At 53.3% G+C, this 20493-nt stretch carries 22 protein-coding genes; 9 read left to right on the top strand and 13 right to left on the bottom strand.

The window, feature by feature from the left end; genetic code table 11:
* Positions 1-21: 21 nt before the first annotated feature.
* Entirely contained in the window at positions 22-2199 is a 2178-nt protein-coding gene (gene uvrD, locus JQC75_RS02005) for a DNA helicase II (protein WP_203325843.1), read from the bottom strand.
* Between the two features lie 149 nt (positions 2200-2348).
* Between uvrD and JQC75_RS02000 the strand changes: the two genes are divergently transcribed.
* Entirely contained in the window at positions 2349-3242 is an 894-nt protein-coding gene (locus JQC75_RS02000) for a winged helix-turn-helix domain-containing protein (protein WP_203325842.1), read from the top strand.
* A 104-nt stretch (positions 3243-3346) separates the two neighbouring features.
* The gene (locus JQC75_RS18975; RefSeq protein ID WP_275403202.1) at positions 3347-3469 is read left to right on the top strand and encodes a hypothetical protein; all 123 of its coding nucleotides are present in this window, start codon (positions 3347-3349) and stop codon (positions 3467-3469) included.
* A 132-nt stretch (positions 3470-3601) separates the two neighbouring features.
* Here the strand turns inward: JQC75_RS18975 and JQC75_RS01995 are convergent, their stop codons facing one another.
* The 4 genes from JQC75_RS01995 to JQC75_RS01980 form a co-directional block, all read right to left on the bottom strand.
* On the bottom strand, positions 3602-3877 hold the full coding sequence (locus JQC75_RS01995; RefSeq protein WP_239002065.1) for a homocysteine S-methyltransferase family protein: 276 nt from the start codon (positions 3875-3877) through the stop codon (positions 3602-3604).
* Positions 3878-3940: 63 nt separating this feature from the next.
* Positions 3941-4873 (bottom strand): SPFH domain-containing protein, encoded by a 933-nt coding sequence (locus JQC75_RS01990; protein WP_203325840.1) that lies wholly within the window; start codon positions 4871-4873, stop codon positions 3941-3943.
* A 12-nt stretch (positions 4874-4885) separates the two neighbouring features.
* On the bottom strand, positions 4886-5800 hold the full coding sequence (locus JQC75_RS01985; protein ID WP_203325839.1) for an SPFH domain-containing protein: 915 nt from the start codon (positions 5798-5800) through the stop codon (positions 4886-4888).
* 18 nt (positions 5801-5818) lie between these two features.
* On the bottom strand, positions 5819-6286 hold the full coding sequence (locus JQC75_RS01980) for an NfeD family protein (protein WP_203325838.1): 468 nt from the start codon (positions 6284-6286) through the stop codon (positions 5819-5821).
* A 394-nt stretch (positions 6287-6680) separates the two neighbouring features.
* Between JQC75_RS01980 and JQC75_RS01975 the strand changes: the two genes are divergently transcribed.
* Complete coding sequence (locus JQC75_RS01975) at positions 6681-7433, top strand: outer membrane protein OmpK (RefSeq protein WP_203325837.1); 753 nt, start codon at positions 6681-6683, stop codon at positions 7431-7433.
* 57 nt (positions 7434-7490) lie between these two features.
* Here the strand turns inward: JQC75_RS01975 and udp are convergent, their stop codons facing one another.
* The gene (gene udp, locus JQC75_RS01970) at positions 7491-8249 is read right to left on the bottom strand and encodes a uridine phosphorylase (RefSeq protein ID WP_203325836.1); all 759 of its coding nucleotides are present in this window, start codon (positions 8247-8249) and stop codon (positions 7491-7493) included.
* Between the two features lie 436 nt (positions 8250-8685).
* Between udp and JQC75_RS01965 the strand changes: the two genes are divergently transcribed.
* Positions 8686-8901, top strand: coding sequence for an HP1242/YdcH family protein (locus JQC75_RS01965; RefSeq protein ID WP_203325835.1), 216 nt, complete (start codon positions 8686-8688; stop codon positions 8899-8901).
* A gap of 85 nt (positions 8902-8986) precedes the next feature.
* Here the strand turns inward: JQC75_RS01965 and JQC75_RS01960 are convergent, their stop codons facing one another.
* Positions 8987-10162, bottom strand: a complete 1176-nt coding sequence (locus tag JQC75_RS01960; protein ID WP_203325834.1) for a type III PLP-dependent enzyme — start codon at positions 10160-10162, stop codon at positions 8987-8989.
* Between the two features lie 306 nt (positions 10163-10468).
* Between JQC75_RS01960 and ygiD the strand changes: the two genes are divergently transcribed.
* Complete coding sequence (gene ygiD, locus JQC75_RS01955) at positions 10469-11242, top strand: 4,5-DOPA-extradiol-dioxygenase (RefSeq protein ID WP_203325833.1); 774 nt, start codon at positions 10469-10471, stop codon at positions 11240-11242.
* Positions 11243-11383: 141 nt separating this feature from the next.
* Entirely contained in the window at positions 11384-12232 is an 849-nt protein-coding gene (locus JQC75_RS01950) for a mechanosensitive ion channel family protein (RefSeq protein WP_203325832.1), read from the top strand.
* Positions 12233-12259: 27 nt separating this feature from the next.
* Here the strand turns inward: JQC75_RS01950 and JQC75_RS01945 are convergent, their stop codons facing one another.
* Positions 12260-13144, bottom strand: a complete 885-nt coding sequence (locus JQC75_RS01945) for a radical SAM protein (RefSeq protein WP_203325831.1) — start codon at positions 13142-13144, stop codon at positions 12260-12262.
* A 203-nt stretch (positions 13145-13347) separates the two neighbouring features.
* Here JQC75_RS01945 and JQC75_RS01940 point away from each other — a divergent pair, with 203 nt between their 5' ends.
* Positions 13348-13527 carry a hypothetical protein gene (locus JQC75_RS01940; protein WP_239002064.1) on the top strand — a complete coding sequence of 60 codons (180 nt, stop codon included), beginning with the start codon at positions 13348-13350 and terminating at the stop codon, positions 13525-13527.
* Positions 13528-13627: 100 nt separating this feature from the next.
* Here the strand turns inward: JQC75_RS01940 and JQC75_RS01935 are convergent, their stop codons facing one another.
* Complete coding sequence (locus JQC75_RS01935; RefSeq protein ID WP_011758525.1) at positions 13628-13945, bottom strand: putative quinol monooxygenase; 318 nt, start codon at positions 13943-13945, stop codon at positions 13628-13630.
* A 4-nt stretch (positions 13946-13949) separates the two neighbouring features.
* Positions 13950-14405, bottom strand: coding sequence for a GNAT family N-acetyltransferase (locus JQC75_RS01930; protein ID WP_380796754.1), 456 nt, complete (start codon positions 14403-14405; stop codon positions 13950-13952).
* 464 nt (positions 14406-14869) lie between these two features.
* Here JQC75_RS01930 and JQC75_RS01925 point away from each other — a divergent pair, with 464 nt between their 5' ends.
* Positions 14870-15895 (top strand): DUF4382 domain-containing protein, encoded by a 1026-nt coding sequence (locus JQC75_RS01925; protein ID WP_203325829.1) that lies wholly within the window; start codon positions 14870-14872, stop codon positions 15893-15895.
* Positions 15896-16093: 198 nt separating this feature from the next.
* Complete coding sequence (locus tag JQC75_RS18970) at positions 16094-16216, top strand: hypothetical protein (protein ID WP_275403201.1); 123 nt, start codon at positions 16094-16096, stop codon at positions 16214-16216.
* 61 nt (positions 16217-16277) lie between these two features.
* Here the strand turns inward: JQC75_RS18970 and JQC75_RS01920 are convergent, their stop codons facing one another.
* The 3 genes from JQC75_RS01920 to zntR all read right to left on the bottom strand — a co-directional run bounded on the left by JQC75_RS01920 (position 16278) and on the right by zntR (position 20358).
* Positions 16278-18251: an alpha/beta hydrolase family protein gene (locus JQC75_RS01920; protein ID WP_203325828.1), complete on the bottom strand. Its 1974-nt coding sequence runs from the start codon at positions 18249-18251 to the stop codon at positions 16278-16280.
* Positions 18252-18445: 194 nt separating this feature from the next.
* Positions 18446-19906: an SO_0444 family Cu/Zn efflux transporter gene (locus tag JQC75_RS01915; RefSeq protein ID WP_203325827.1), complete on the bottom strand. Its 1461-nt coding sequence runs from the start codon at positions 19904-19906 to the stop codon at positions 18446-18448.
* Positions 19897-20358, bottom strand: a complete 462-nt coding sequence (gene zntR, locus JQC75_RS01910; RefSeq protein ID WP_203325826.1) for a Zn(2+)-responsive transcriptional regulator — start codon at positions 20356-20358, stop codon at positions 19897-19899. Before zntR ends, JQC75_RS01915 begins: the two co-directional genes overlap by 10 nt.
* Between the last annotated feature and the right edge of the window lie 135 nt (positions 20359-20493).

Raw genomic sequence — 20493 nt, 5'->3', positions numbered from 1 at the left:
ATGTGTTTTGCTCTGGCGCCTTTATCCTCGGGCTCCCAGGGACTCCAGCTTGGCATAGCTCACCACCAGCCACTTGCTGCCGAAATCGTCAAACTGCACCTGAACCCTCGCCTGTGGGCCACTGCCCTCGTAGTTGGTGACCGTGCCTTCACCAAACTTAAAATGCCGTACACGGCCGCTAATCTTTAAGCCGGAATCATTAAAGGTTTGCTGGGCGTGAGCAAAACGATTGGCCACCAGGGGCGCAGACACCTGAGCCTTAAGGCGAATTTCCTCCACATACTCGGGGGGAATTTCGCGGATAAAGCGTGAGGGTCTGGCATAGTCCTCACGGCCATAGATGCGCCGTGACTCGGCATAGGTGATATAGAGCTTTTGCATCGCCCGGGTCATGCCCACATAGCACAGGCGGCGCTCCTCTTCGAGGCGATCGCCCTCCTCCAGTGCCAGTTTGCTGGGGAATATGCCCTCTTCCACCCCGGCCATAAACACCATGGGAAATTCCAGCCCCTTGGCCGAGTGCAGCGTCATCAGCTGCACCGCGTCCGTGTGGGCATCGGCCTGACCTTCACCCGCTTCCAGTGCCGCATGGGACAAAAAGGCATTGAGCTCGCCCATGTCCTCCAGCTCTTCCGGCATTTCAAAACTGCGGGCGGCCGTGACAAGTTCTTCAAGGTTTTCCACCCGGGCCTGGGCGTTTTCACCCTTTTCGGCCTCATACATGCCTTTGAGCCCGGAATGCTGAATCACATGATCAGCCATGCGGTACAGCGGCAACTCGTCGGTGTCAGCTCGAAGCTGCACAATCAAATCCAAAAAGCCTTTCACCGCGTTGGCGGCACGGCCCGACAGCACCTTTTCCTCGAGCAGGCGCAGCGAGGTCTGCCACAGGGTAAGCTGCTCTTTGCGGGCAGTGCTGCGCAAAATATCCAGGGTGCGTTCACCTATGCCCCGGGCCGGGGTATTGACTACCCGTTCGAAGGCGGCGTCGTCGTCGCGGTTGGAGATAAGACGCAAGTAGCCCATGGCATCCTTGATTTCCTGGCGCTCGAAGAAGCGCAGTCCACCATAAATACGATAAGGCATGCCCTTGTGCAACAAGGCTTCCTCCAACACCCGCGACTGGGCGTTGGAGCGGTACAGTATGGCGCACTCACCGAGCATGCCACCCTTGTCCTGCCAATCGCTGATGCGGCCAACAATAAAACGGGCCTCGTCCATCTCGTTGAAGGCGCAGTAGAGGGAAATGGGCTCACCGTCCTTGTCTTCGGTCCACAACTCCTTGCCCATACGGTCGGGGTTGTTGGCGATCAGTTCGTTGGAAGCCTTGAGGATATTGCCGGTGGAACGGTAATTCTGCTCCAGTCGAATGGTGTTGGCGCCGGGAAAGTCCTGCAAAAAGCGATGCAGGTTCTCGACCTGGGCACCACGCCAGCCGTAAATGGACTGGTCGTCGTCCCCTACAATCATCACATGACCCGTGTTGCCTGCCAGCACCCGGATCCAGGCGTACTGAATGGCGTTGGTATCCTGAAACTCGTCCACCAGAATATGGCGGAATCTGTCCTGATAATGGGCCAGCAGATGGGGCTTATTGAGCCACAGCTCATGGGCGCGCAGCAGTATTTCGGCAAAATCCACCAACCCAGCCCGGTCACAGCTATCCTGATAGATGCGGTACAGCTCAAGCAGTTTTTGCTCCATGGGGAAAGGACCGGCGTCTATGTGGCCCGGGCGCAAACCCTGATCTTTTTTGCCGTTGATGTACCCAGCCACCAAGCGGGGCGGATACTGTTTTTCGTCCAGATTCATGCTCTTGAGAATGCGTTTCAGCAAACGTTGCTGGTCGTCCGAGTCCATGATCTGGAAGCTTTGTGGCAGGCCTGCATCCTGCCAGTGGGTACGCAGCAGGCGGTGGGCCAGACCGTGGAAGGTACCTATCCACATGCGGCCGGTATTGTGACCGACAATTTTCTCGACCCGCTCACGCATTTCGGCCGCGGCCTTATTGGTAAAGGTTACCGCCAGTATCGAATAGGGACTTTGGTTTTCCACCTGCAACAACCAGGCGATACGGTGGGTCAACACCCGGGTCTTGCCACTGCCGGCACCAGCCAACACCAGCATGCTGGACTGGGGTGCAGCCACGGCTTCGCGCTGCTTATCGTTCAGGCCATCCAGCAAAAAAGAAACGTCCATTCATGCCTCCCAAAAGTCGAGGCGGCATTATATCAGAAGCCTGCGGCAAAGGGGTGAAATGCCCCCATGGGTTGAGCTGGGCAAATGCCCAAAACTGTGGCTATGATAGAGCTGAAAATGCCAATCACTGAGATGAACCTTTCGCCAAGATGATCTATACACTCGATCCACTCACGCTGGATATGCAGGGACGCAGCCTAACCTACAACGGACGCAAGCTTCAGTGCGATGAACGTACGCTGATGCTGTTCCAGCTGCTGATTGAGTCCTACCCGGAGCCGTTGGAAGCCACACTCTTGCTGGAAAAACTTTGGCCCAATACCGTCGTCAGCAGCTGGTCTGTCACCCGGCTTATTTCCGATGCCCGTAAAATGCTCAAAGACGCAGGTATGCAGGAGTCAGTCATTCAGACACTCCACGGCCGGGGTTATCGGCTGGAGCCCGAGCTGGCTGCAAAACTCCAGAGCAAAGTTGCCGACGCCAACGCTGGCGTTGTTCTCCCCCCAAAAACACGTCCCCTGGCCTGGGCTGCCCTGGGTGTAACCCTGCTCGTGGCTGCCATGGTGCAGTTTGTGGGGCAGTCTCCCCAGGGGCTGTTGATAGGAGAGCCTGCCGATGTCAAAGGCCGCATCCTTTGGGTTGATGACCACCCCGAAAACAATACCGCCGAAATCGACACGCTCAGGGACGCCAATATTGCTGTCTATACCACCCAAAACACTGAAGAAGCCCTCATGCTGCTGTCCATGTACCGCTACGATGCCGTGATTTCTGATATGGGACGCGGGGACGATTCTCTGGCGGGACTCAAACTGGTGGAAAGCCTCAGGCAAAGCGGCGACCTGACCCCGTTTTTTCTGTACACCATCTTACCTTCCGATGCTCAGCGACAACTGGTGTTGGAGCACGGTGCCCAAGGGGTCGCAGTGGATGAAGCCGCCCTGTTTGCACTGCTTGAAACTGTCAACTGGGGCATAAAATCTACCGGGCCGCGCCAAGGCGAACAGAGCAGCCCGCTCACACAAGCTGATTCAAATAATTGATTTAATAGATATTCAAAAAGATTCACAAACTTTCAAACCCTTTTCTGCGACAACGGATGCTATAACCTTGATGTCCGAAGTCGGCGCCTCTTGCAGGCGTTGTCATGGCGGAAAGGGGATTGGGAGATCCCTTAAAGATGGCGCCCGCAGTGGAAGAAGATATGGAGTCGAGCCAGTCTTCAACCATGGTCATGGATGACCAGGGCGCCACCAACCATAATCCCTGACATTGGGAGATGCGTGCATATGTTGCTGGCATTGCTGTTAATCATACTTGTCGCCACCAGTCTCTATCTCTTGGTTCATCTCAATCGATAAATCGCTGAATGCAGCGGCCCTACCCGCGTTTCATTCGGCGTTCACGTGCGCATCGAGGCCAGTGCAATTTGCTCCAGATGGCGATGGTCCGTGCCACAACAGCCACCCAATACATTCAGTCCCTTCAGTTTGGTTGTCATCAAGCTCGCATACTCCTGCCCCAAACGACGGGGTTCGCCATCGTCCAGGGTCGTCGCTTCGTTGAGCTCGGCATGGCTTAACGCAGACGCATTGGCACGAAGCCCTTTCACTCTGGTAAGCCAAGCAGCCTTGTCTGGCACCGCAACCAAATGACTCGGATGAGCACAGTTAATCATAAAAAAAGGTCCTCCCTGCATTGGGAGGACCTCTGGATCCTTTACCACTGAGCGCTGTATTTTTCAGCCCTGTTCTTTGAGCCCCATGGCATCCATCCATTGGTCGAAATTGACCATGTTGGCAGGCACTACCACGCGGCTGCCCTGCTGCCCCAGCCCCTTGAGCTGGCTCAAATACTGCTCACCCAATTGTAATCGGAGCGCATTCTGGCCACCGGGCGCGGCAATCACTGCTGCCAGCCGTTCAATGGACTCGGCGGTTGCTCTGGCAATAGCAAGGATTTCCTCTGCCTTACCTTCGGCTTCGTTGATGCGTTTTTGCATCTCGCCCTCTGAGCGGTTGATGGTTTCAGCCTTGATACCCTCGGAGCGGTTAATCTTGGCCTGTTTGTCCCCTTCACTCTTGGCCAGCAAGGCACGGCGCTCACGCTCGGCATTCACCTGCATTTCCATGGCGTTTTTTACGGTTTCGGGTGGCTGAATGTTTTTGATCTCATAACGATGCACACGAATGCCCCAGAGGGCACCGGCCTGATCCAGCACTTCCACCACCTTGGCGCTGATGACGTCGCGCTCTTCGAAGGTACGGTCCAACTCCAGGGTACCTATCACAGAGCGGGTAGTGGTCTGGGCCAGCTGAATAGCCGCGTAGCGATAGTCGGTCACGCCATAGCTTGCTTTCACAGGGTCGACCACCGAGATATAGATAACGCCATCGACCTCAACCTTAACCTCGTCGCTGGAGAAACATTCCTGTGGCGGCACGTCGATGGTTTCTTCTTTCAGGTCATGGATATAGGCCACTTTATCCACAAAGGGGATCAAGGCATGAAAACCCGCATCCAGGGTTGAATGGTATTTGCCCAGCCGCTCGACGATATAAGCCGATTTGGTTGGCACCAGACGAATAGACTGGAACAGTTTGATAATAAAGATAAAGAAGATAAGTCCCCAAATCGCCATCACGATCAGGTCTTCGTTCACTGCTAGCTGCATCTGTGGGTCTCCTTATGCCTTGGCATTCAGCGCGTGGCTGACTTTGTCCATGCCTTCGAAAAAGCCTTCCATTTTGGCCAGCTCCGCCGGCACAACAGAGACTTCAGCGTTCTTCATCACTTCGCCTATCTGTTTGATGAACTGCTCTTTAAGCTGCATGTTCATGGCTTCAGTACCGCCCTGCACAGCCAGCGCACTGGATACCATGCCCATACCTTCAGCCTTGGCACGGGCAATAATGGCGATTTCCGCCGCAGTTCCCTTGGCCTCATTGATGCGTTTTTGTTTCTCCCCTTCCGACAGGTTGATGGCTTCCTGACGCTCCCCTTCGGAAAGATTGATCATCGCCGCCTTTTCTGCGTTGGCCAGGGTGATTTCGGCGCGCTTGCGGCGCTCGGCTTCCATTTGTTTCTCGAGGGTGTGGATAACATGCCTTGAGGGGGTGATGTTTTTAATCTCGTAACGCAGTACCTTGATGCCCCAGGGCTCGGAGGCCTTATCGATCTCACGCACTATGGACTCGTTCAGGCGGTCACGCTCAGAAAAGGTTTCGCTCAGGGTGAGCTTACCAATTTCCGATCTCATGGTGGTTTGGGCCAGGTTTACCGCAGCAAGACGATAGTCTTCGATGCCGTAACTGGCCAACTTGCCGTCCATCACCTTGAGGTACACCAAGCCATCCACCTCCAATTGGGTGTTGTCCTTGGAGATACAGCTTTGGGCCGGCACATCCAGCACTTGCTCACGGGTGTCATGACGGTATGCGACCCGATCGACAAAGGGGATCAAAAAGTGAAACCCGGGCTCCAGCACAGTGCGAAATTTACCGAGACGCTCAATGACCGCGACTTCCCGCATTTGAACTATCAGCATCAACTTGTACAAAATGAAAAGAATAAAAAGAAAAGCTATGGTTAACAGCAACATGGTTCCCTCCTTGCAGAATCAGACGTTGTGCTGCGCAGGAAGCGCCTCAACAATCAAAGATATATTTTCCCGGCAGATAACCCGTACCTGGGTGCCACTCGGAATAAGACTGCCATCGCCCAGCGCAGGCCAATCGGCCCCCTGAAATTCGACCCTGCCAGCCTTTTCTCCCGGCCCTATATCGGCCTTGACCAGCGCAGTCTGGTTATAGATGTCCAGCGCCTCATCCGTGTTGTCCACGTGGGAGTCCCCTCCCACCACACGCTGGGTAATATGACGAAAACCAAGCAGCAATACCATGGACGCGATAAACCACAACGTCATACTCTGGACGAAACCGTCAACCAGCCCCAGTGCCAAGGCCCCTGAAACCAGCAGGCACGAGGCCCCAAGCAGTATCACTATGCCACCTGGCACTATGACTTCGGCCAGCATCAGCACTACGCCAATCCCCGCCCATATCAGTACCGGATTAGAAAACTCCATCTCCCCCTCCAATGCAGAGCATCCTTTGCCGACTATAACAGCAGTTTTGCAGCAATGCGACATATTATGTCAATCAAACAATTTTGTCGGTGGATAAAATGGGACACCAGAGGGAGCAAGTTCACAAAATCAAGACATTATCCTTCGGCTCACTGAAAGCCCAGAGCAAAAAATCAACAGCAAAACATAGCTAACGTAATAATTTTGTTAAATAAAATAGGTAAAGCACTGCCAGCTAAACCCGTTAAAAAAGGGTTTGAGCCCCAAGGACTTTTTCCCTATATTGCCTTGGCTTTTCGACCCGGACCGGACACAAAAATGCCGGGGGCCTTTGGGCACTCATGTATGCCGGGCGAAATCATCTGCATCTGCCTCTACCCAAGGGAAATGAACAATGAAAAAAACCTGTCTGTGTCTTGCCCTGCTGTTGTCGCCCCAGGCTTACAGCAACGAACTGGTTCATTGGTGGGACGCCAGCGTCACCGCACTCTATGGTACCAACTACGATTTAGCCCCTTCAGATGAGCAAACCACCATCACGTTGGAAACCGCCGGTGGCTGGAAGTACGGTGATTGGTTTGCGTTTCAGGACTTTATCAACTTTAACGGCCACAACGGCGGCAAGAGCAACACCACCTACGGTGAAATCTCCACTCGCTTCAGTGCCGGTAAAATCCTCGACAAACCTGTAGGCTTTGGCCCGGTAACCGATATGTCGCTGGCACTGACGCTGGAGGAAGGCGAAGGTCCGGTGGAGACCCTGCTCTATGGTGTAGGCATGGATTTCAAACTGCCTTTCTTCACCTATTTCCAGCTCAATACCTATCGCCGTGATGCACTAAACAGTGCCAACCGCAGTGACGGTTGGCAGTTGACCCCGGTATTTCGGATTGATATTCCGGCTGGCCGCAGCAAGATAGTCCTCGACGGCTTTATCGATTGGGTGTTTATCGCCGATAAGAAAGGCTATGAGGAGAACTTCCACTTCAATCCGCAAATCAAATACGATCTCGGTGCAACCCTCTTTGGCGATGCCAGGAAAGATCAGTTATTGGTGGGTATTGAGTACGATTACTGGAAAAACAAGTACGGTGTGGATGGTGTCGACCAGAGCACCTATTCCATTATTGCCCAGTACCATTTCTGATAACCTGAGCAAAGGGTAAAAAAAGGCGCCTTCAGGCGCCTTTTTACTGAATACCAATCAGGCAAGCAGCTTGCGGGCGGCAGCAACCACCACAGACACAGCGCTGACCTCGGTGTTTTTCATGGTCGACTCATCAGGGATTTCCTGCTGGGTACGGTTCACAATCACACCCGCCACGCAGGCCGCACGCCAACCCTGAGAGGCACACATGGTGAACAGGGTTGCTGACTCCATTTCATAGTTCAGCACGCCCATATCCTGCCACTCTTTCATGGAACCTTCGAAACGTCGGGCCACACGGCCTGATACCGTGTCGTAACGCTCCTGACCTGGGTAGAAGGTATCGCTGGAGGCAGTCACACCAACATGGGGCTCAACACCGGCATCACGGCAAGCCGCCACCATGGCAGTGGTACATTCAAAGTTGGCCACGGCAGGAAACTCCATGGGGGCAAAGTGCAGGCTGGCACCGTCCAGGCGCACCGAAGCCTGGGTAACAATCAGGTCACCCACGTTTACATGGGGCTGAATTGCGCCTGTGGTACCCACACGCAGGAAGGTATTGATGCCCAGCTGTGCCAGCTCTTCCACGGCAATGGAGGTGGAAGGTCCACCGATACCGGTTGAACAAACCACAACAGGTTTGCCATCCAGGTAAGCCAGGTAACTGGTAAATTCGCGATGGCTGGCCAGGAAGGTTGGCTTATCCATCAACTCGGCAATACGTTTCACACGCTCTGGGTCGCCGGGCACAATCGCCAGCGTGGCACCATCCAACATGTCTTTTGTTAAACCCAGGTGAAATACATCAGCCATGGTGAAAACCCCTTTCATTTTTGATAATAAAATTCTAATAACTTCGACTTTAACCTAGTATCGAAGCGGATAAGGTTAACTGGATCACGAAATTTCCGCCAAGCCTTATCGAAAATACCGTAATCCAATTACCAATAAGGTTACAAACCCGTCTCTGTGACGTGCTGGTGTGCGAAGGGCCACTTTGCAGTGCCTGACGCACCTGTTCTGACTATTAAGATAGCAGCCATGGGGTGATACGCCATTGCCCAAATGATGGATTAAGAGAAGCCCAAAGCGAAGGTAATGCCAGCAAGAAAATCATTAATAAATTAATTTAAATTCAATAATATATAACCAAAATGGCGACTTAGTGATCCAGATCACTTTTATCCCCTGTAACTGGGCGTAGGGTTAATTCAGACCCATGAAAAACGCACAGCAGAAGGAAGAGTAGATGTTTCCAGAATACCGGGACTTGATTACCAGATTAAAATCCGAAGATGCGCATTTTTTAAAAATATTCAACGAGCACAACGAGCTGGATAAAGAAGTAAAGGAGTTGGAAAAACATCTTTCCAGTGATGCCACCCCAGAATTAAAAGTTTTGAAGCAAAAGAAGCTGCATTTGAAAGAGGAACTGCAACAGATCCTCAAGTCATACGACAACTGATGTCACACTGCCAGCTGGCTTCAAAAATAAAGGGTGCCTGAATGGCACCCTTCTTTTTGCGTTACCGTTTCGCCTGAACCAATGATTACAGGTAGTAATCCTTAAGTGGAGGGAAACCGTTGAAACACACCGCCGAGTAAGTGGTGGTGTAAGCACCGGCTGTCAGCCAGTACAGGCGGTCACCGATGGCGAGATCCGACGGCAAACCATAGGCATAGTGCTCATACATGATGTCGGCACTGTCACAGGTTGGTCCGGCTATCACACACTTGTCCAGCTCACCCTTCTTTTCGGTGAAGATGGGGTATTTGATAGCTTCATCCATGGTCTCAATCAGACCTGAGAATTTACCCACATCTGTGTATACCCAACGCTCCAGCGCGGTGTGAGATTTACGGCTGATAAGTACCACTTCAGAAATCAGCACGCCGGCATTGGAAATCAGTGAGCGACCGGGCTCCAGAATGATTTCAGGCAGCTCATCACCAAAGTCTTCCTTAAGGAAGTGTTTGATTTGCTGGGCGTATACACCGAGTTGATTGGTCTTGTCGATGTAGTTGGCCGGAAAACCGCCCCCCATGTTAATCATCTTCAGCACAATACCGTGATCCTCGCGCAGACGATCGAACAGTACCTTCACCTTACCAATAGCCGCATCCCAGGCGCCGATATCGCGCTGCTGAGAACCCACGTGGAAGGAAATGCCGTAGGGATCCAGACCCAGCTCTTTCGCCAGTGCCAGCAGCTCGTAAGCCATTTCGTTCTGGCAGCCGAACTTGCGTGACAACGGCCAGTCTGCGGTTTGCGAGCCTTCCGTCAGGATACGTACATAAACCTTAGAACCCGGCGCTTCTTCGGCAATCATGCGCAAGTCAGCTTCTGAGTCAGATGCAAACAAACGCACACCACGCTCATAGAAGGCGCGGACATCTTTGCGTTTTTTGATGGTATTGCCAAAGCTGACGCGGTCAGCCGTCACACCGACTGCCATCACCATATCCAACTCATAGATGGAGGCGATATCAAAGTTGGAGCCCTTGTCTTTCAGCAGTGTCAGGATTTCCTTGGCGGGATTGGCCTTCACTGCATAATAAACGTTGGCAAAGGGGAAGTTAGTCACCATGTCATCGTATTGCTTCGCGATGATATTGGTATCAATCACCACAAAAGGGGTTGCCTTGTCTTTGGCGAATTCCTGAATTCGCGCAAAGGTTTCATTATCATAAAAATCAGCAACGTCAATAGATTGAAACTGGCTCATTGACCTTGGTTCTCCTGTGCTTCGCCCGAGTGGGTGGCGTCAATGTGATGGTAAAAAACGTGCGAAGTAGACGCTATTTTCGCTGAAGATGCAACGAATTTTTATGCCATAAAAGCAAATTTTTATTCCACTCTTTTTCCACTCCAAAAAATGCATTTTTTTACCAATTTAATCAAATGGTTAAGTCGAAGTTTGGACACCTCTTTTACTGTTCGATTTTCTGAGCAGTTTTGACGAAAATTTTGCAATTTTCCTCATGGGTTTGCCGGATTATGCTGACCCAACAAACCCACCGATGGAGTCCTGATGTCCCGCTTACCTATGCCCGCGCTTTTTCTCGGCCACGGCAGCCCCATGAATGCCCTTGAACATACCCCAATCAGCCAAAGCTGGCGCGAACTGGGGCAAACGCTGCCCAAACCCAGGGCCATCCTCATGATTTCCGCCCACTGGAATACCCGGGGCACCCTGGTAACTGCCGCCCCAAAGCCCGAAACCATTCATGACTTTGGCGGTTTTCCCGATACGCTCTATGCCATGCAGTACCCGGCGCCGGGTGCGCCTGAGCTTGCTGCGCAAATCGCGACGCTGTTGCCCAACTGCAGTCTGGATAAAACGCGTGGTTTGGACCACGGCGCCTGGTCACTCCTGGTCCATCTGTACCCTGAGGCAGATGTTCCGATATTGCAGCTGAGCCTGGACATGCAACTTAAGCCAGAACAAGAGTATGGCACAGGACGGGCATTACGGACGCTAAGGGAGCAAGGCGTGCTGATTATCGGCTCAGGTAATACGGTGCATAACCTGCGGGCACTGGTTGCGGGCGATGGTGCTTATCCATGGGCATCCGCGTTTAATGGGGCTATCGGCCAAAAGCTGCTGGATAAGGCTGATGACGCCGTGTTGAATTACACCAATCTGGTTGATGGCGATACCGCCAGACTCTGCCACCCCACAGATGAACACTTAAGGCCACTCTTTTACGTGTTGGGCACAGGTTACCCGGATGAACCCAGAGCCCTGTTCAACAACCAGTTGACCATGGGCGCCATCAGTATGCTGAGCCTGAAACTGGGTTGATACGAACTCGGCCTCTTTCTGCAGACGCCACACAGGCATTCTATTTCCCATCCCCAACAGGCAAAATGTCAGGATATTTGAAGCAGATGTTGATACCTCAGGGTGAATTCATCGGCAAGTTAAGGAAGCCGCGGAGGAAATATGAATAACACAGGTCTGGAGCAGGGACTGCAACAGGAATTGGCCCAGCTGCAAAACGTCTATGACCTCATCACCGAGTTTTTGGTGCAGTACAGTTTTCAGTTGGTTGGCGCCCTGATTATTTTTCTGCTCGGCCTCTGGCTTGCAGCCAGGGTCGCCGGCATGGTCAACAAGCAGTTGGAAAAGTATCGGGTCGACATCACCCTCGCCAGCTTTGTGACCCATCTGGTACGCATTCTGATTATCATCATGGTGGCCATAGTCGCCCTGGGTAAGCTGGGGATTAGCGTCACCCCCATGGTGGCAGCCATAGGCGCCGCCTCGCTGGGAGCCGGTCTGGCCATTCAGGGGATGCTGTCAAACTATGCCGCCGGGATCACCATCATTGTGACCCGCCCTTTTGCCGTGGGTAACACCATCAGCGTGCGCGGTGTGACCGGGGTGGTGAAAGACATCATGCTTGGCATGACAATTCTCACCAATGAGGAAGGCGAGCAGATCAGCATTCCCAACAAGCACATCGTGGGAGAAATCCTGCATAACTCCTTTGAATACAAGCTGGTAGAAAGCCAATTCAACATCTGCTATGACCAGGATGCCGAGGCCGTTATCGCCTTGGTCAATAATGCATTACTCGCCAGCGGAAAGCTTCATGCCGAGCAGCCTCCCCAAGTGGGGATTAACGGGTTTAACAATCTGGGGATTGAAATTGGCCTCAGATACTGGCTGCCTACCCAGAGCTACTTTCAGGACAAATACATCACCCATCAGGCGATTCACGGGGCGCTGAAAGCCGCTGCTATCAGGATCCCATCCCTTAGCCGGGAAGCGCACCTTATCGGTGAATAAGCTGGCCAGAGGCGCCTTCTGGGCGCCTTACAGCCCACGCTGCCATTCCTGCCTGAGCGGCACAGCTCCCGGCTCGTCCAGCGCCAGACGCACCTGCGACAACAACTTGTCTTTGTCCCGCCCCAGAACGCCCTTGAGTACCAAATAGTTAGAGGCATGATCCGAGCGAAAGACTGTCTGCGTCAACTCAAGGTGCGTCAGCAGGGTATGCATTTCGTTGAGCAGACCGCGCTGCTGGGGCAAGCGAAAGTCCTTATCAAAGCCTTCGTCCATGCGTGCCTTGCCCAGGGGCAGCGTGACCACCAGGGTGCTCAAATAATCTGGCTGGGCGGCATTCATGAGTCGGGCGGAATTGATGGCATGTTGATGAGACAACTCCTCACCGCCCAAGCCATTTAAGATCATCACAGACGACTTCATTCCTGCAGCGCGGATTTTCTCCAGCGCCGCCAGCGAAGAAGCAAAGGTCTCGCCCTTATCGACACGGGCCAGCACTTCGTCATCACCACTCTCACAGCCCACATACATCAGGCTTAGCCCCAACTCTCTGAGGCGAACAAGCTGCTCTACCGACTTGTTACTGAGGTTTCTTGGCAGGCAGTAGCTGCTTATCCGGCTCACATCGGGCAAGTATCTGTGGATAAGCAGCAAAATGGCTTCGAGGCGGGAAAATGGCAATGTCATGGCGTCACCATCGGCCAGAAACACCCTTCTGATGGGCACGCCTGACGCGGCGGCCCGTTTCAAGTCAGCTTCTATTTTGTCTTCTTTAAAGGCACGGAAACGCTTTTGCTCGGCAGTGTACATGTCGCAAAAGCGGCAACGGTTATAGCTGCAGCCGTTTGTCACCTGCAGGATCAGCGATTGCCATTCTGAGGGAGGACGAAATACCGGAGCTATGTAATTGAGCATGAACAGGAACCTCTGACTATTTAGTCATAAGAAATACTTACAAATATGCGCCAGCGCAAATTTTAACCACACGTCTGCTGTTAAAATGCGCGCCAGCTATGCCAGTTTTCACCTTTAAAAGGCGAGTCATGATGAATCAAACCGCATTGGTGGAGCAAGACAGGCGAGGGAGCGCACCGACTTTTCAGCAGCATTGGAACATAATGACGGCTGAACAAAAAATGAGTTTTTACCGCTTACAGGCCTGGGGATTCCGGTTGTTGTTTGTGCGCAACATGCCGCGGGGCCCACTGGCGGTGATAGCTCAGGATCAGGAGCTGGCTGCCCTCACTGCCGATGGCGAGCTGGATACCAATCCGCAGATAGTGCTGCGCGGCCAATAAATGACAACTACCGCCGCTTTTCAGCATTAAAAAAGCCCCTCACCCGGGGCTTTTTTGCATCTGCTCTACGACTGCGGCCTGTGGCCGAATCTCAACCGACTCAGACGATGATCTCGTGGTAGGTTTCCACCTTAAAAGACTCCACCAGCTCGGGCATCTGCTGATGAAAGTAGTGCTGAATGGCATCCTTGGCGCAGTGGCTGTCAAAAGCCTCCACATCCACGAACTTTTCAATAAAGGTGATGCGTCTTGGCTCGTCGCGGCTTTGATTCAACTCGTATCTGATACAACCCACTTCACGACGGGTATCGGGGATAAGCGCCCCCAGGGCCTCAATCAGGGCTTCTTCTTTACCTGGAAACGCTAAAAAGCTTGCCACACACACCAGTTGGCGACGATTTATCACATAGTTTGTCATCTATTCATGTCCTTTGATGAAAGCGCATATCCAGATGGGGGATCCCATCTTCAAGGTAAACGGCGGAGACAGGCGTAAAGCCAAGTGAGGTATAAAAGGCCTGCAGGTATTCCTGAGCTCCAATTTGAATGCCCGCATCGGGCCAGGCTTCGAGGGCAAGCGATATGGCTTGGTTCATTAACGCTCTGGCCACACCAGCACCCCGCTCCGATTCCTCCACCGCCACCCGGCCAATACTGGCTTGCGGGTAACTGAGTCCCGGCGGCAGTATGCGTGCGTAGGCCACCAGCTTTTCTTGCTGCCAACCCAGCAGGTGCATCGCCTGCGGATGCAAGTCCTTTTCGTCGAGTTCGGGATAGGGGCAATGCTGCTCTACCACAAAAATATCAACTCTGAGTTTCAATAAACGGTACAGAGTCAGGGTATCGAGGTCGGCAAAAGCCTGTGTTTGCCAGCGGATCATTGGGGTCTCCGGGTGATTGAACGCAGCCAGTCTATCACCACCGCCGACACCGTGCAGCCCCGCGATGGAGGTAAGCGCCAATCCTGCGTTCCAGGTTGAGGCGCGGTATGGGAGGATTTCATTCCGGGGGGTTGGCATAGCCACCGGCAAGCCGATTCCTGTGTTGAAATGCGCCCCCATGCACCAGGCGAGAATCCACCTCCCTACCCTAAAAGCCCCTCTTTATCGCTGGCTACCGGGTATTTATCAGCATTTAGTAGCCCAATTTGACATTCAGCTGTTTGAACCACCTGACTTCGCCCAGCCCTATTCCCATACAGTTAGCGTGGCTATTAATTGCGTTTACCGTACAAAAGCTTATCCTGTTAGGCATGCCCTGAAACTCGGGGCCTGGGGGAACATGGAAGAAGGCAACCTCAATAACAGGGAAAATGGAACTCTGAATAACAAAAAGGTGCAACATGAAACTAACCAAAACGCTTATCGCCGTCACCCTGACCTCGCTACTCGCAGCCTGTGGTGGCAGTGACAATGACTCAAATCCACAACCTCAGATGGGCAGCTTCAGTCTGGGCGTTTCTGACAACCCAGCCGATGCAACCCAGGTGAATATCGCCTTCAAACAGGTTGTCCTGAAAAACAAAAATAGCGGAGAGTCTTTTCCGTTTATTGTCACCCAGCAGGTGGATTTGCTGGCGTTTCAAGGCAGCTCAGCCGAAACGCTGGTGGAAGGCGTTCAGGTACCGGTTGGCGAATACCAGATGTGTATCTACATGGAAAATAGCGAAACCGTAGATACCGCCAGTTCCTTTGTTAAAACTAAAGACGGAATTGATAAAGGACTGGTAACCAATAGTGTAGGAGAAAGTTGCGGAGACGCAGATATAGACAAGGACAAATCAGTTGGACGCTTGTTCTTCAACAAGGCCTTCACCATTGCAGCCGGTGCCAACGATTACGTGGCCGAGTTTGATCTCGCCCGTGGCATCCAGGCGCCCCATGGCAACAAAGACTACTGGACCCTGAAGCCTACCTCAGTGCAACTGGTAAACCGCGCCGAAGTTGGCAACATCAGCGGCCAGGTCAGTGACGAGCTGATGGCGGCCTGTGAAACTGCCGCCGGTGGCAGCGAGTTTGCCCCCGCCGTGTACCTCTACCCCGCCGCAACTCTACTGGACAACATGAGTGACATCCGCCCAGCGGTTACCGAACCCATGGTGGCTCCGCTGGCCGTTGCCCGCGTAAACGAAATCACCAATGCCGAAGAGGTTGTTACCGGTCATGACTACGAATTTGGTTTCGTAGTCACAGGCGATTACGCGCTGGGTTACACCTGTGTTGCCCAGAACGACGATCCTGAAGCCGACAACTCGCCAACCGACGTGGAAATGCCGTTCTTCATCCATGCCGATGAGCAGGATGTAACAGTGACCAAAGGCGAAACCACAACTCGCCATTTCCCCGGTGACTTTACTCCCGCCAGCTGATAATCAGCGCCCAAAGCCCCTGTTTCAGGGGCTTTTTTGTATCCCGATTAGACCAGTCCGACAGACTAGTGTTTCTTGATATAAGCAACGTTGGCTTAGCTTAAAATAATCTATCTGCTCCCAGCTCAATTCTCTATTCTGGTTCTTGCCGAACAAAAAACGTCCTGGCAAAAGTTCACATCAACGCAGGAAGCCACCATGAGCAGAGATCAGAAAAAGCAGCCCCAAAAATCCATGAAGGAAAAGCGCGCCGCCAAACAGGCCAAAAAGCAAGTGGTCAGCAGCGGAAAGGTTGAAAACCTGGGTAAAAAAAGCAAGTAAGGCGTTGGCCTTATCCCATAAAAAAGGCACTCAATGAGTGCCTTTTTTGATGGGTTTAGCTTCAGGGTTTGAGGTAGGTATCCAAAAACTTGAGATACGCCTCAGATGCCGTGATCCGATTGGCTTTTTTGGTAAAGCCATGGCCTTCGTCATCGAACAGCACATACTCAACCGGCACACCGTTGGCACGTACCTTTTCCACCAGCTCATCGCTTTCCACCTGCAACACGCGGGGGTCATTGGCGCCCTGAATGACCATCAGAGGCCGCACAATTTTTTCTGCATGGAACAGGGGTGAAATGGCCTTGTGACGCTCGGCATCTGTGGCTGGGTCGCCCATCTCGTCGTACAGCGATTTACGGAAACTCTCCCACCAGGGCGGGATGGAGTTCAGGGTTCGTACCCAGTTGGTGACACCGAAAATATCTATCCCCACCTTGAACTCTTCCGGGGTAAAGGCGAGCGCTGCGGCCACCATGTAGCCACCGTAGCTGCCACCCATGATGCCGATACGATCCTTATCCACCCAATCCAGGCTCTGGAGGTATTGCTTACCCCACACCATGTCTTTCAGGTCGCCATCGCCGTGGTTTTTGTCGTCCAGATGGAAGAAGGTTTTGCCATAGCCCGAGCTGCCACGGTTGTTGATGGCAAAGACCACGTAACCGTGATTGACCAGATGTTGGATTGTCGGATTGTAGCCGCTGCGGCTCTGACCACCCGGACCGCCGTGAACGTAGATAACCGCGGGTGACGGACTGGCGGCGTGTGCCAGCTTGGGACGATACAGGAGACCAGGGATCTCGAGGCCATCAAAACTCTTGAACCTGACCACCTCAGAAGGCACCAGATTGGCGCTGTCCATGGCAGGACTGAGGGCCTTGGTGAGACGTTTTACCGAAGGCTCGCCTATCTGCCAGACATACAGCTCAGACGGTGAAATATCCGAATTCAGGTAAAACACCATGGTTTTATCGTCTTTGGAAAAACTTACGCCACGGAAATCCCCCGGTGGCAAAGGCGGCAACGCCAGTGCCTTGCCGGTTTGGGTATCGGTAATGGTGACCTTGGTGCTGGCATCGGCATTCACCGCCATAGCCTGATAGCGACCACTGTCCGAAAAACCGTAATAGCTGACATCCCAATCATGACTGGCAACAGGTTTACGGGTGCCGGAGGCGATATCGTATGCCCACACCTCGTTAAATTCGGATTTGGCATCGCTGCCGTAATAGAGGGTTCGGCCATCGTGGGAAAAGCTGAATACCGCCTCGGCGGCCTCAAGCCCCGGTTCACTTACCAGCACGGGTTTCAGGCTACGGCTGCGAAGGTCAAGCAGATAGATGTCGATATCTTTATTGCTGACCGACTTATTCAGCGCCACAAAGCGGCCACTGCGGTCTATATCCCCCAATGAATAGCCTTCATCGTTTTGAAAGACCAGGGTGCGCTCATAGGTCCTGGCATCGTAACGATACAAATCCATAAACTTGGGATTGCGCTCGTTGGTCTGCACATAAAACACCTTGCCGTCGCCACTGAATCCGGCAAAGCTTGCCCGGGTATTATCCCCCGGAGTGAGGTCTTTCACGCTGCCATCCAGCTCGAGCACATACAGGTGGTTAAGCTCATTGCCACCCTTGTCCTTACTGAGCAAGACCCTGTCATCTTCAGGGAACCAGCGCACAGGGAAAGTACTGTCTTCAAAGTTGGTCAGCTGGGTTTTGCTGCCATCGAGCAAACTAAGGCGATACAGGTTGTAGATACCCGACTCATCCGACCCCACCAGCACGGCGCTGCCATCGGCAGAAATGCTTGAGCCCGTGTAAGACGTGGTATCAAAAAAGGTTTTGGCATCGTACCTGGGGTGTGCCAGCAGCAAGGGTTTGGCGTAGGGCTGCTTGGCTGTGGCGGCATCCTGGCTATTGGCTGAATTGGCAACAGCCGCTGTATCCGCCCCCTGATTGGATTGGGTCGATTGGCAACCAGCCACCGCCAACGTGGCCATGCTGAGTGCCAGTAGGGTCTTTTTCATGTGTATCCCTCTTTGTAATAAGGTCAGTCCGTTACCGCAGGAGCCCCCACATCATTCAACGCCAATGCAGGGAAAACAAGTCTATTTTGTAAACAAATACAATAACCAACGGCAAGTTCACATCGCCTTAATGGCACAAGCAGAAACAAAAAAACCCCGCTGACGCGGGGCCTTGTGATGCTGTGCGGTGAACCTTAGCTGCAGCAACTGCCGGTTTTTTGTTTGCGGGGCAGCTTTTGCCACAGCACCCGCCCCATGAGAAAGGCAAGCAGCAACCCGGATGAGGCCACCAGCCAGTCTGGCAGCATCGAGTGCTCTTCACCAATCTGCGGCGCCACTTCAAAGCCGAAGGTGGCGACCAGATAGTTCACCAGCACACCAAACACCAAAGCCACACCCAGCACACCGCCGAGGTAGCCAAACAGCGCCCGCTTACCCAGCTCCTTGGTCACCACCCCCAGGGTCGCGATATTGGTGGCAGGGCCTGCCATCATAAACACCAGCACGGCGCCGGGTGACACACCGGCCAGCAGCAATCCCGCCGCAATCGGGGTCGATGCCGTGGCGCAGATATACATGGGGATAGACACCACCACCATCACCAACATGGCGAGAATGCCATTGCCCCACTGAGCCAAAAAGTCTGCCGGCACATAGGTTTGCACCAAGGCGGCAAAGAAAAGACCAATCAGCAGCCAGATGGCGGTATCACGCACCAAATCGTTTGAGGCATACACCAGGCCGTCCCAGATCCGCTCAATCACAGAGACAGGCTTATCGTTTTGCTTGCCATGCTGTTGAGTGCTGCCGCAGCAGGCGGCATCCGCTGATTGTGCCCTGGATGAGGATGTGGATGAAGAAGCGCAGCAGCTTGATGTCTTCGTCTCAACCGCTGGTGCCTTGGTGTTGCAGCAAGAAGCCGTTTCCATAGCAGGCGCCTCGGTGTCGCAACAGGAAGCCGCAACCGCCTTAGGCGCGCAGCAGGATTCTTGCTTGGGTTCGGGCTTGGGCTCAGCTTCGACTTTGCCGGAGCAGCAACTTCCGCCAGTCTTTGCCGCCGTTTTTTCGGTAGCTGGTTTGAAGCTCACCGCCGGCGCGCCAGACAGCTTGGCGCCGGTTGGCGTCATCAGTGGGCTGTTTGCCGCAACCGGTTTGAAGCTCATGGCAGGCTTGGCGGCCTGGGCCATTGGCTTATCAGAAGGTTTCTCAGACAGCTTCTCTGGCGGCTTTTCCGCTGATTGAGATCTGCTCTCCGGCTCATCTTCATCACGGCCCACCAGCAGGCCTGCCACTATGGCGCTGGTCACGGCGGCGATGGGGCGTACTATGGCCATAAAGGGGCCAAGCAAAACATAGGAGACAGTCACAGAGTCGACGCCGGTCTCAGGAGTCGACACCAAAAACGAGGTGGTGGCCGCCTTGGAAGCGCCGCTGCGCCGAAGGCCCACCGCCGCCGGAATAACCCCACAGGAGCACAGTGGCAAGGGCGCGCCAAGTAACGCCGCCTTCACCGTGGCCTTAAAGCCGTGACCACCGAGCTGCTTTTGCATCCACTCCATGGGCACAAACATTTTCAGCATACCGGCCAAAAACAAGCCCAGCAGTAACCAGGGGGCGGATTCCAAAAACAAATGAAGAAAGTTATTCAGCAGCATGAATCATCACCCTTATGCTGTGCGTTCCCATGATGTTCCGGGCGCACCTGACGATTGGTTTCCAGGGCTTCCAAAATGGAGCAGTGTTCGGCGCTCTCGGGGCCGCCGCAGCAGGCATCCGACAAACGCTGTAAAGAATCGCGAAACACCGTCAGCTCAGCGATTTTGGTACTCACCTGCTCGAGTTTGTCGTCCACCATGCCCTTCACATCGGCGCAGGCCCAGTCGGCCTTATTCAGCTCGATGGATAAAAGCTCAGTGATTTCATTCAGGGAAAAACCCACCGCCTTGGCCCGCAAAATAAACTTGAGCCGGGCGGCATCATCGGGGCTGTAGAGACGGTAGCCCGAATCACTGCGCATGGAGGGCGAGAGCAAGCCGTGCTTTTCGTAAAACCTCAGAGTATCGGCTTTCACCTCACAGAGGCTGGCCAACTCACCAATGCGATACATGTGTCTATTCCAAATTCGTGACAGTGGCGCAAGTATAAACCTTGGAGTTTAATCCAAGGTCAAGGGTCTGTGTTACCCTGTGTGTCGTTCGCAGAACGATATTGTGAAATCACGCAGAAAAAACAGCGCCGGGTA

The sequence above is a fragment of the Shewanella litorisediminis genome, assembly GCF_016834455.1.
Taxonomy (GTDB): Bacteria; Pseudomonadota; Gammaproteobacteria; order Enterobacterales; family Shewanellaceae; genus Shewanella; species Shewanella litorisediminis.
Note: the sequence above shows the minus strand (reverse complement) of the source record. Positions and strands in the feature narration are given on the sequence as shown.

Excerpts from the sequence above, each read along its gene's own strand:
- JQC75_RS01960 (WP_203325834.1), bottom strand. The coding sequence starts at position 10,162 with ATGAGCCAGTTTCAATCTATTGACGTTGCTGATTTTTATGATAATGAA.
- JQC75_RS18970 (WP_275403201.1), top strand. The coding sequence starts at position 16,094 with ATGAGCAGAGATCAGAAAAAGCAGCCCCAAAAATCCATGAAGGAAAAG.
- zntR (WP_203325826.1), bottom strand. The coding sequence starts at position 20,358 with ATGTATCGCATTGGTGAGTTGGCCAGCCTCTGTGAGGTGAAAGCCGAT.
- uvrD (WP_203325843.1), bottom strand. The coding sequence starts at position 2,199 with ATGGACGTTTCTTTTTTGCTGGATGGCCTGAACGATAAGCAGCGCGAA.
- JQC75_RS01940 (WP_239002064.1), top strand. The coding sequence starts at position 13,348 with ATGACGGCTGAACAAAAAATGAGTTTTTACCGCTTACAGGCCTGGGGA.
- JQC75_RS01925 (WP_203325829.1), top strand. The coding sequence starts at position 14,870 with ATGAAACTAACCAAAACGCTTATCGCCGTCACCCTGACCTCGCTACTC.
- JQC75_RS01945 (WP_203325831.1), bottom strand. The coding sequence starts at position 13,144 with ATGCTCAATTACATAGCTCCGGTATTTCGTCCTCCCTCAGAATGGCAA.
- JQC75_RS01950 (WP_203325832.1), top strand. The coding sequence starts at position 11,384 with ATGAATAACACAGGTCTGGAGCAGGGACTGCAACAGGAATTGGCCCAG.
- JQC75_RS18975 (WP_275403202.1), top strand. The coding sequence starts at position 3,347 with ATGGCGGAAAGGGGATTGGGAGATCCCTTAAAGATGGCGCCCGCAGTG.
- JQC75_RS01995 (WP_239002065.1), bottom strand. The coding sequence starts at position 3,877 with ATGATTAACTGTGCTCATCCGAGTCATTTGGTTGCGGTGCCAGACAAG.
- JQC75_RS01985 (WP_203325839.1), bottom strand. The coding sequence starts at position 5,800 with ATGTTGCTGTTAACCATAGCTTTTCTTTTTATTCTTTTCATTTTGTAC.
- JQC75_RS02000 (WP_203325842.1), top strand. The coding sequence starts at position 2,349 with ATGATCTATACACTCGATCCACTCACGCTGGATATGCAGGGACGCAGC.
- JQC75_RS01990 (WP_203325840.1), bottom strand. The coding sequence starts at position 4,873 with ATGCAGCTAGCAGTGAACGAAGACCTGATCGTGATGGCGATTTGGGGA.
- udp (WP_203325836.1), bottom strand. The coding sequence starts at position 8,249 with ATGGCTGATGTATTTCACCTGGGTTTAACAAAAGACATGTTGGATGGT.
- JQC75_RS01915 (WP_203325827.1), bottom strand. The coding sequence starts at position 19,906 with ATGCTGCTGAATAACTTTCTTCATTTGTTTTTGGAATCCGCCCCCTGG.
- JQC75_RS01935 (WP_011758525.1), bottom strand. The coding sequence starts at position 13,945 with ATGACAAACTATGTGATAAATCGTCGCCAACTGGTGTGTGTGGCAAGC.
- ygiD (WP_203325833.1), top strand. The coding sequence starts at position 10,469 with ATGTCCCGCTTACCTATGCCCGCGCTTTTTCTCGGCCACGGCAGCCCC.
- JQC75_RS01920 (WP_203325828.1), bottom strand. The coding sequence starts at position 18,251 with ATGAAAAAGACCCTACTGGCACTCAGCATGGCCACGTTGGCGGTGGCT.
- JQC75_RS01965 (WP_203325835.1), top strand. The coding sequence starts at position 8,686 with ATGTTTCCAGAATACCGGGACTTGATTACCAGATTAAAATCCGAAGAT.
- JQC75_RS01975 (WP_203325837.1), top strand. The coding sequence starts at position 6,681 with ATGAAAAAAACCTGTCTGTGTCTTGCCCTGCTGTTGTCGCCCCAGGCT.
- JQC75_RS01980 (WP_203325838.1), bottom strand. The coding sequence starts at position 6,286 with ATGGAGTTTTCTAATCCGGTACTGATATGGGCGGGGATTGGCGTAGTG.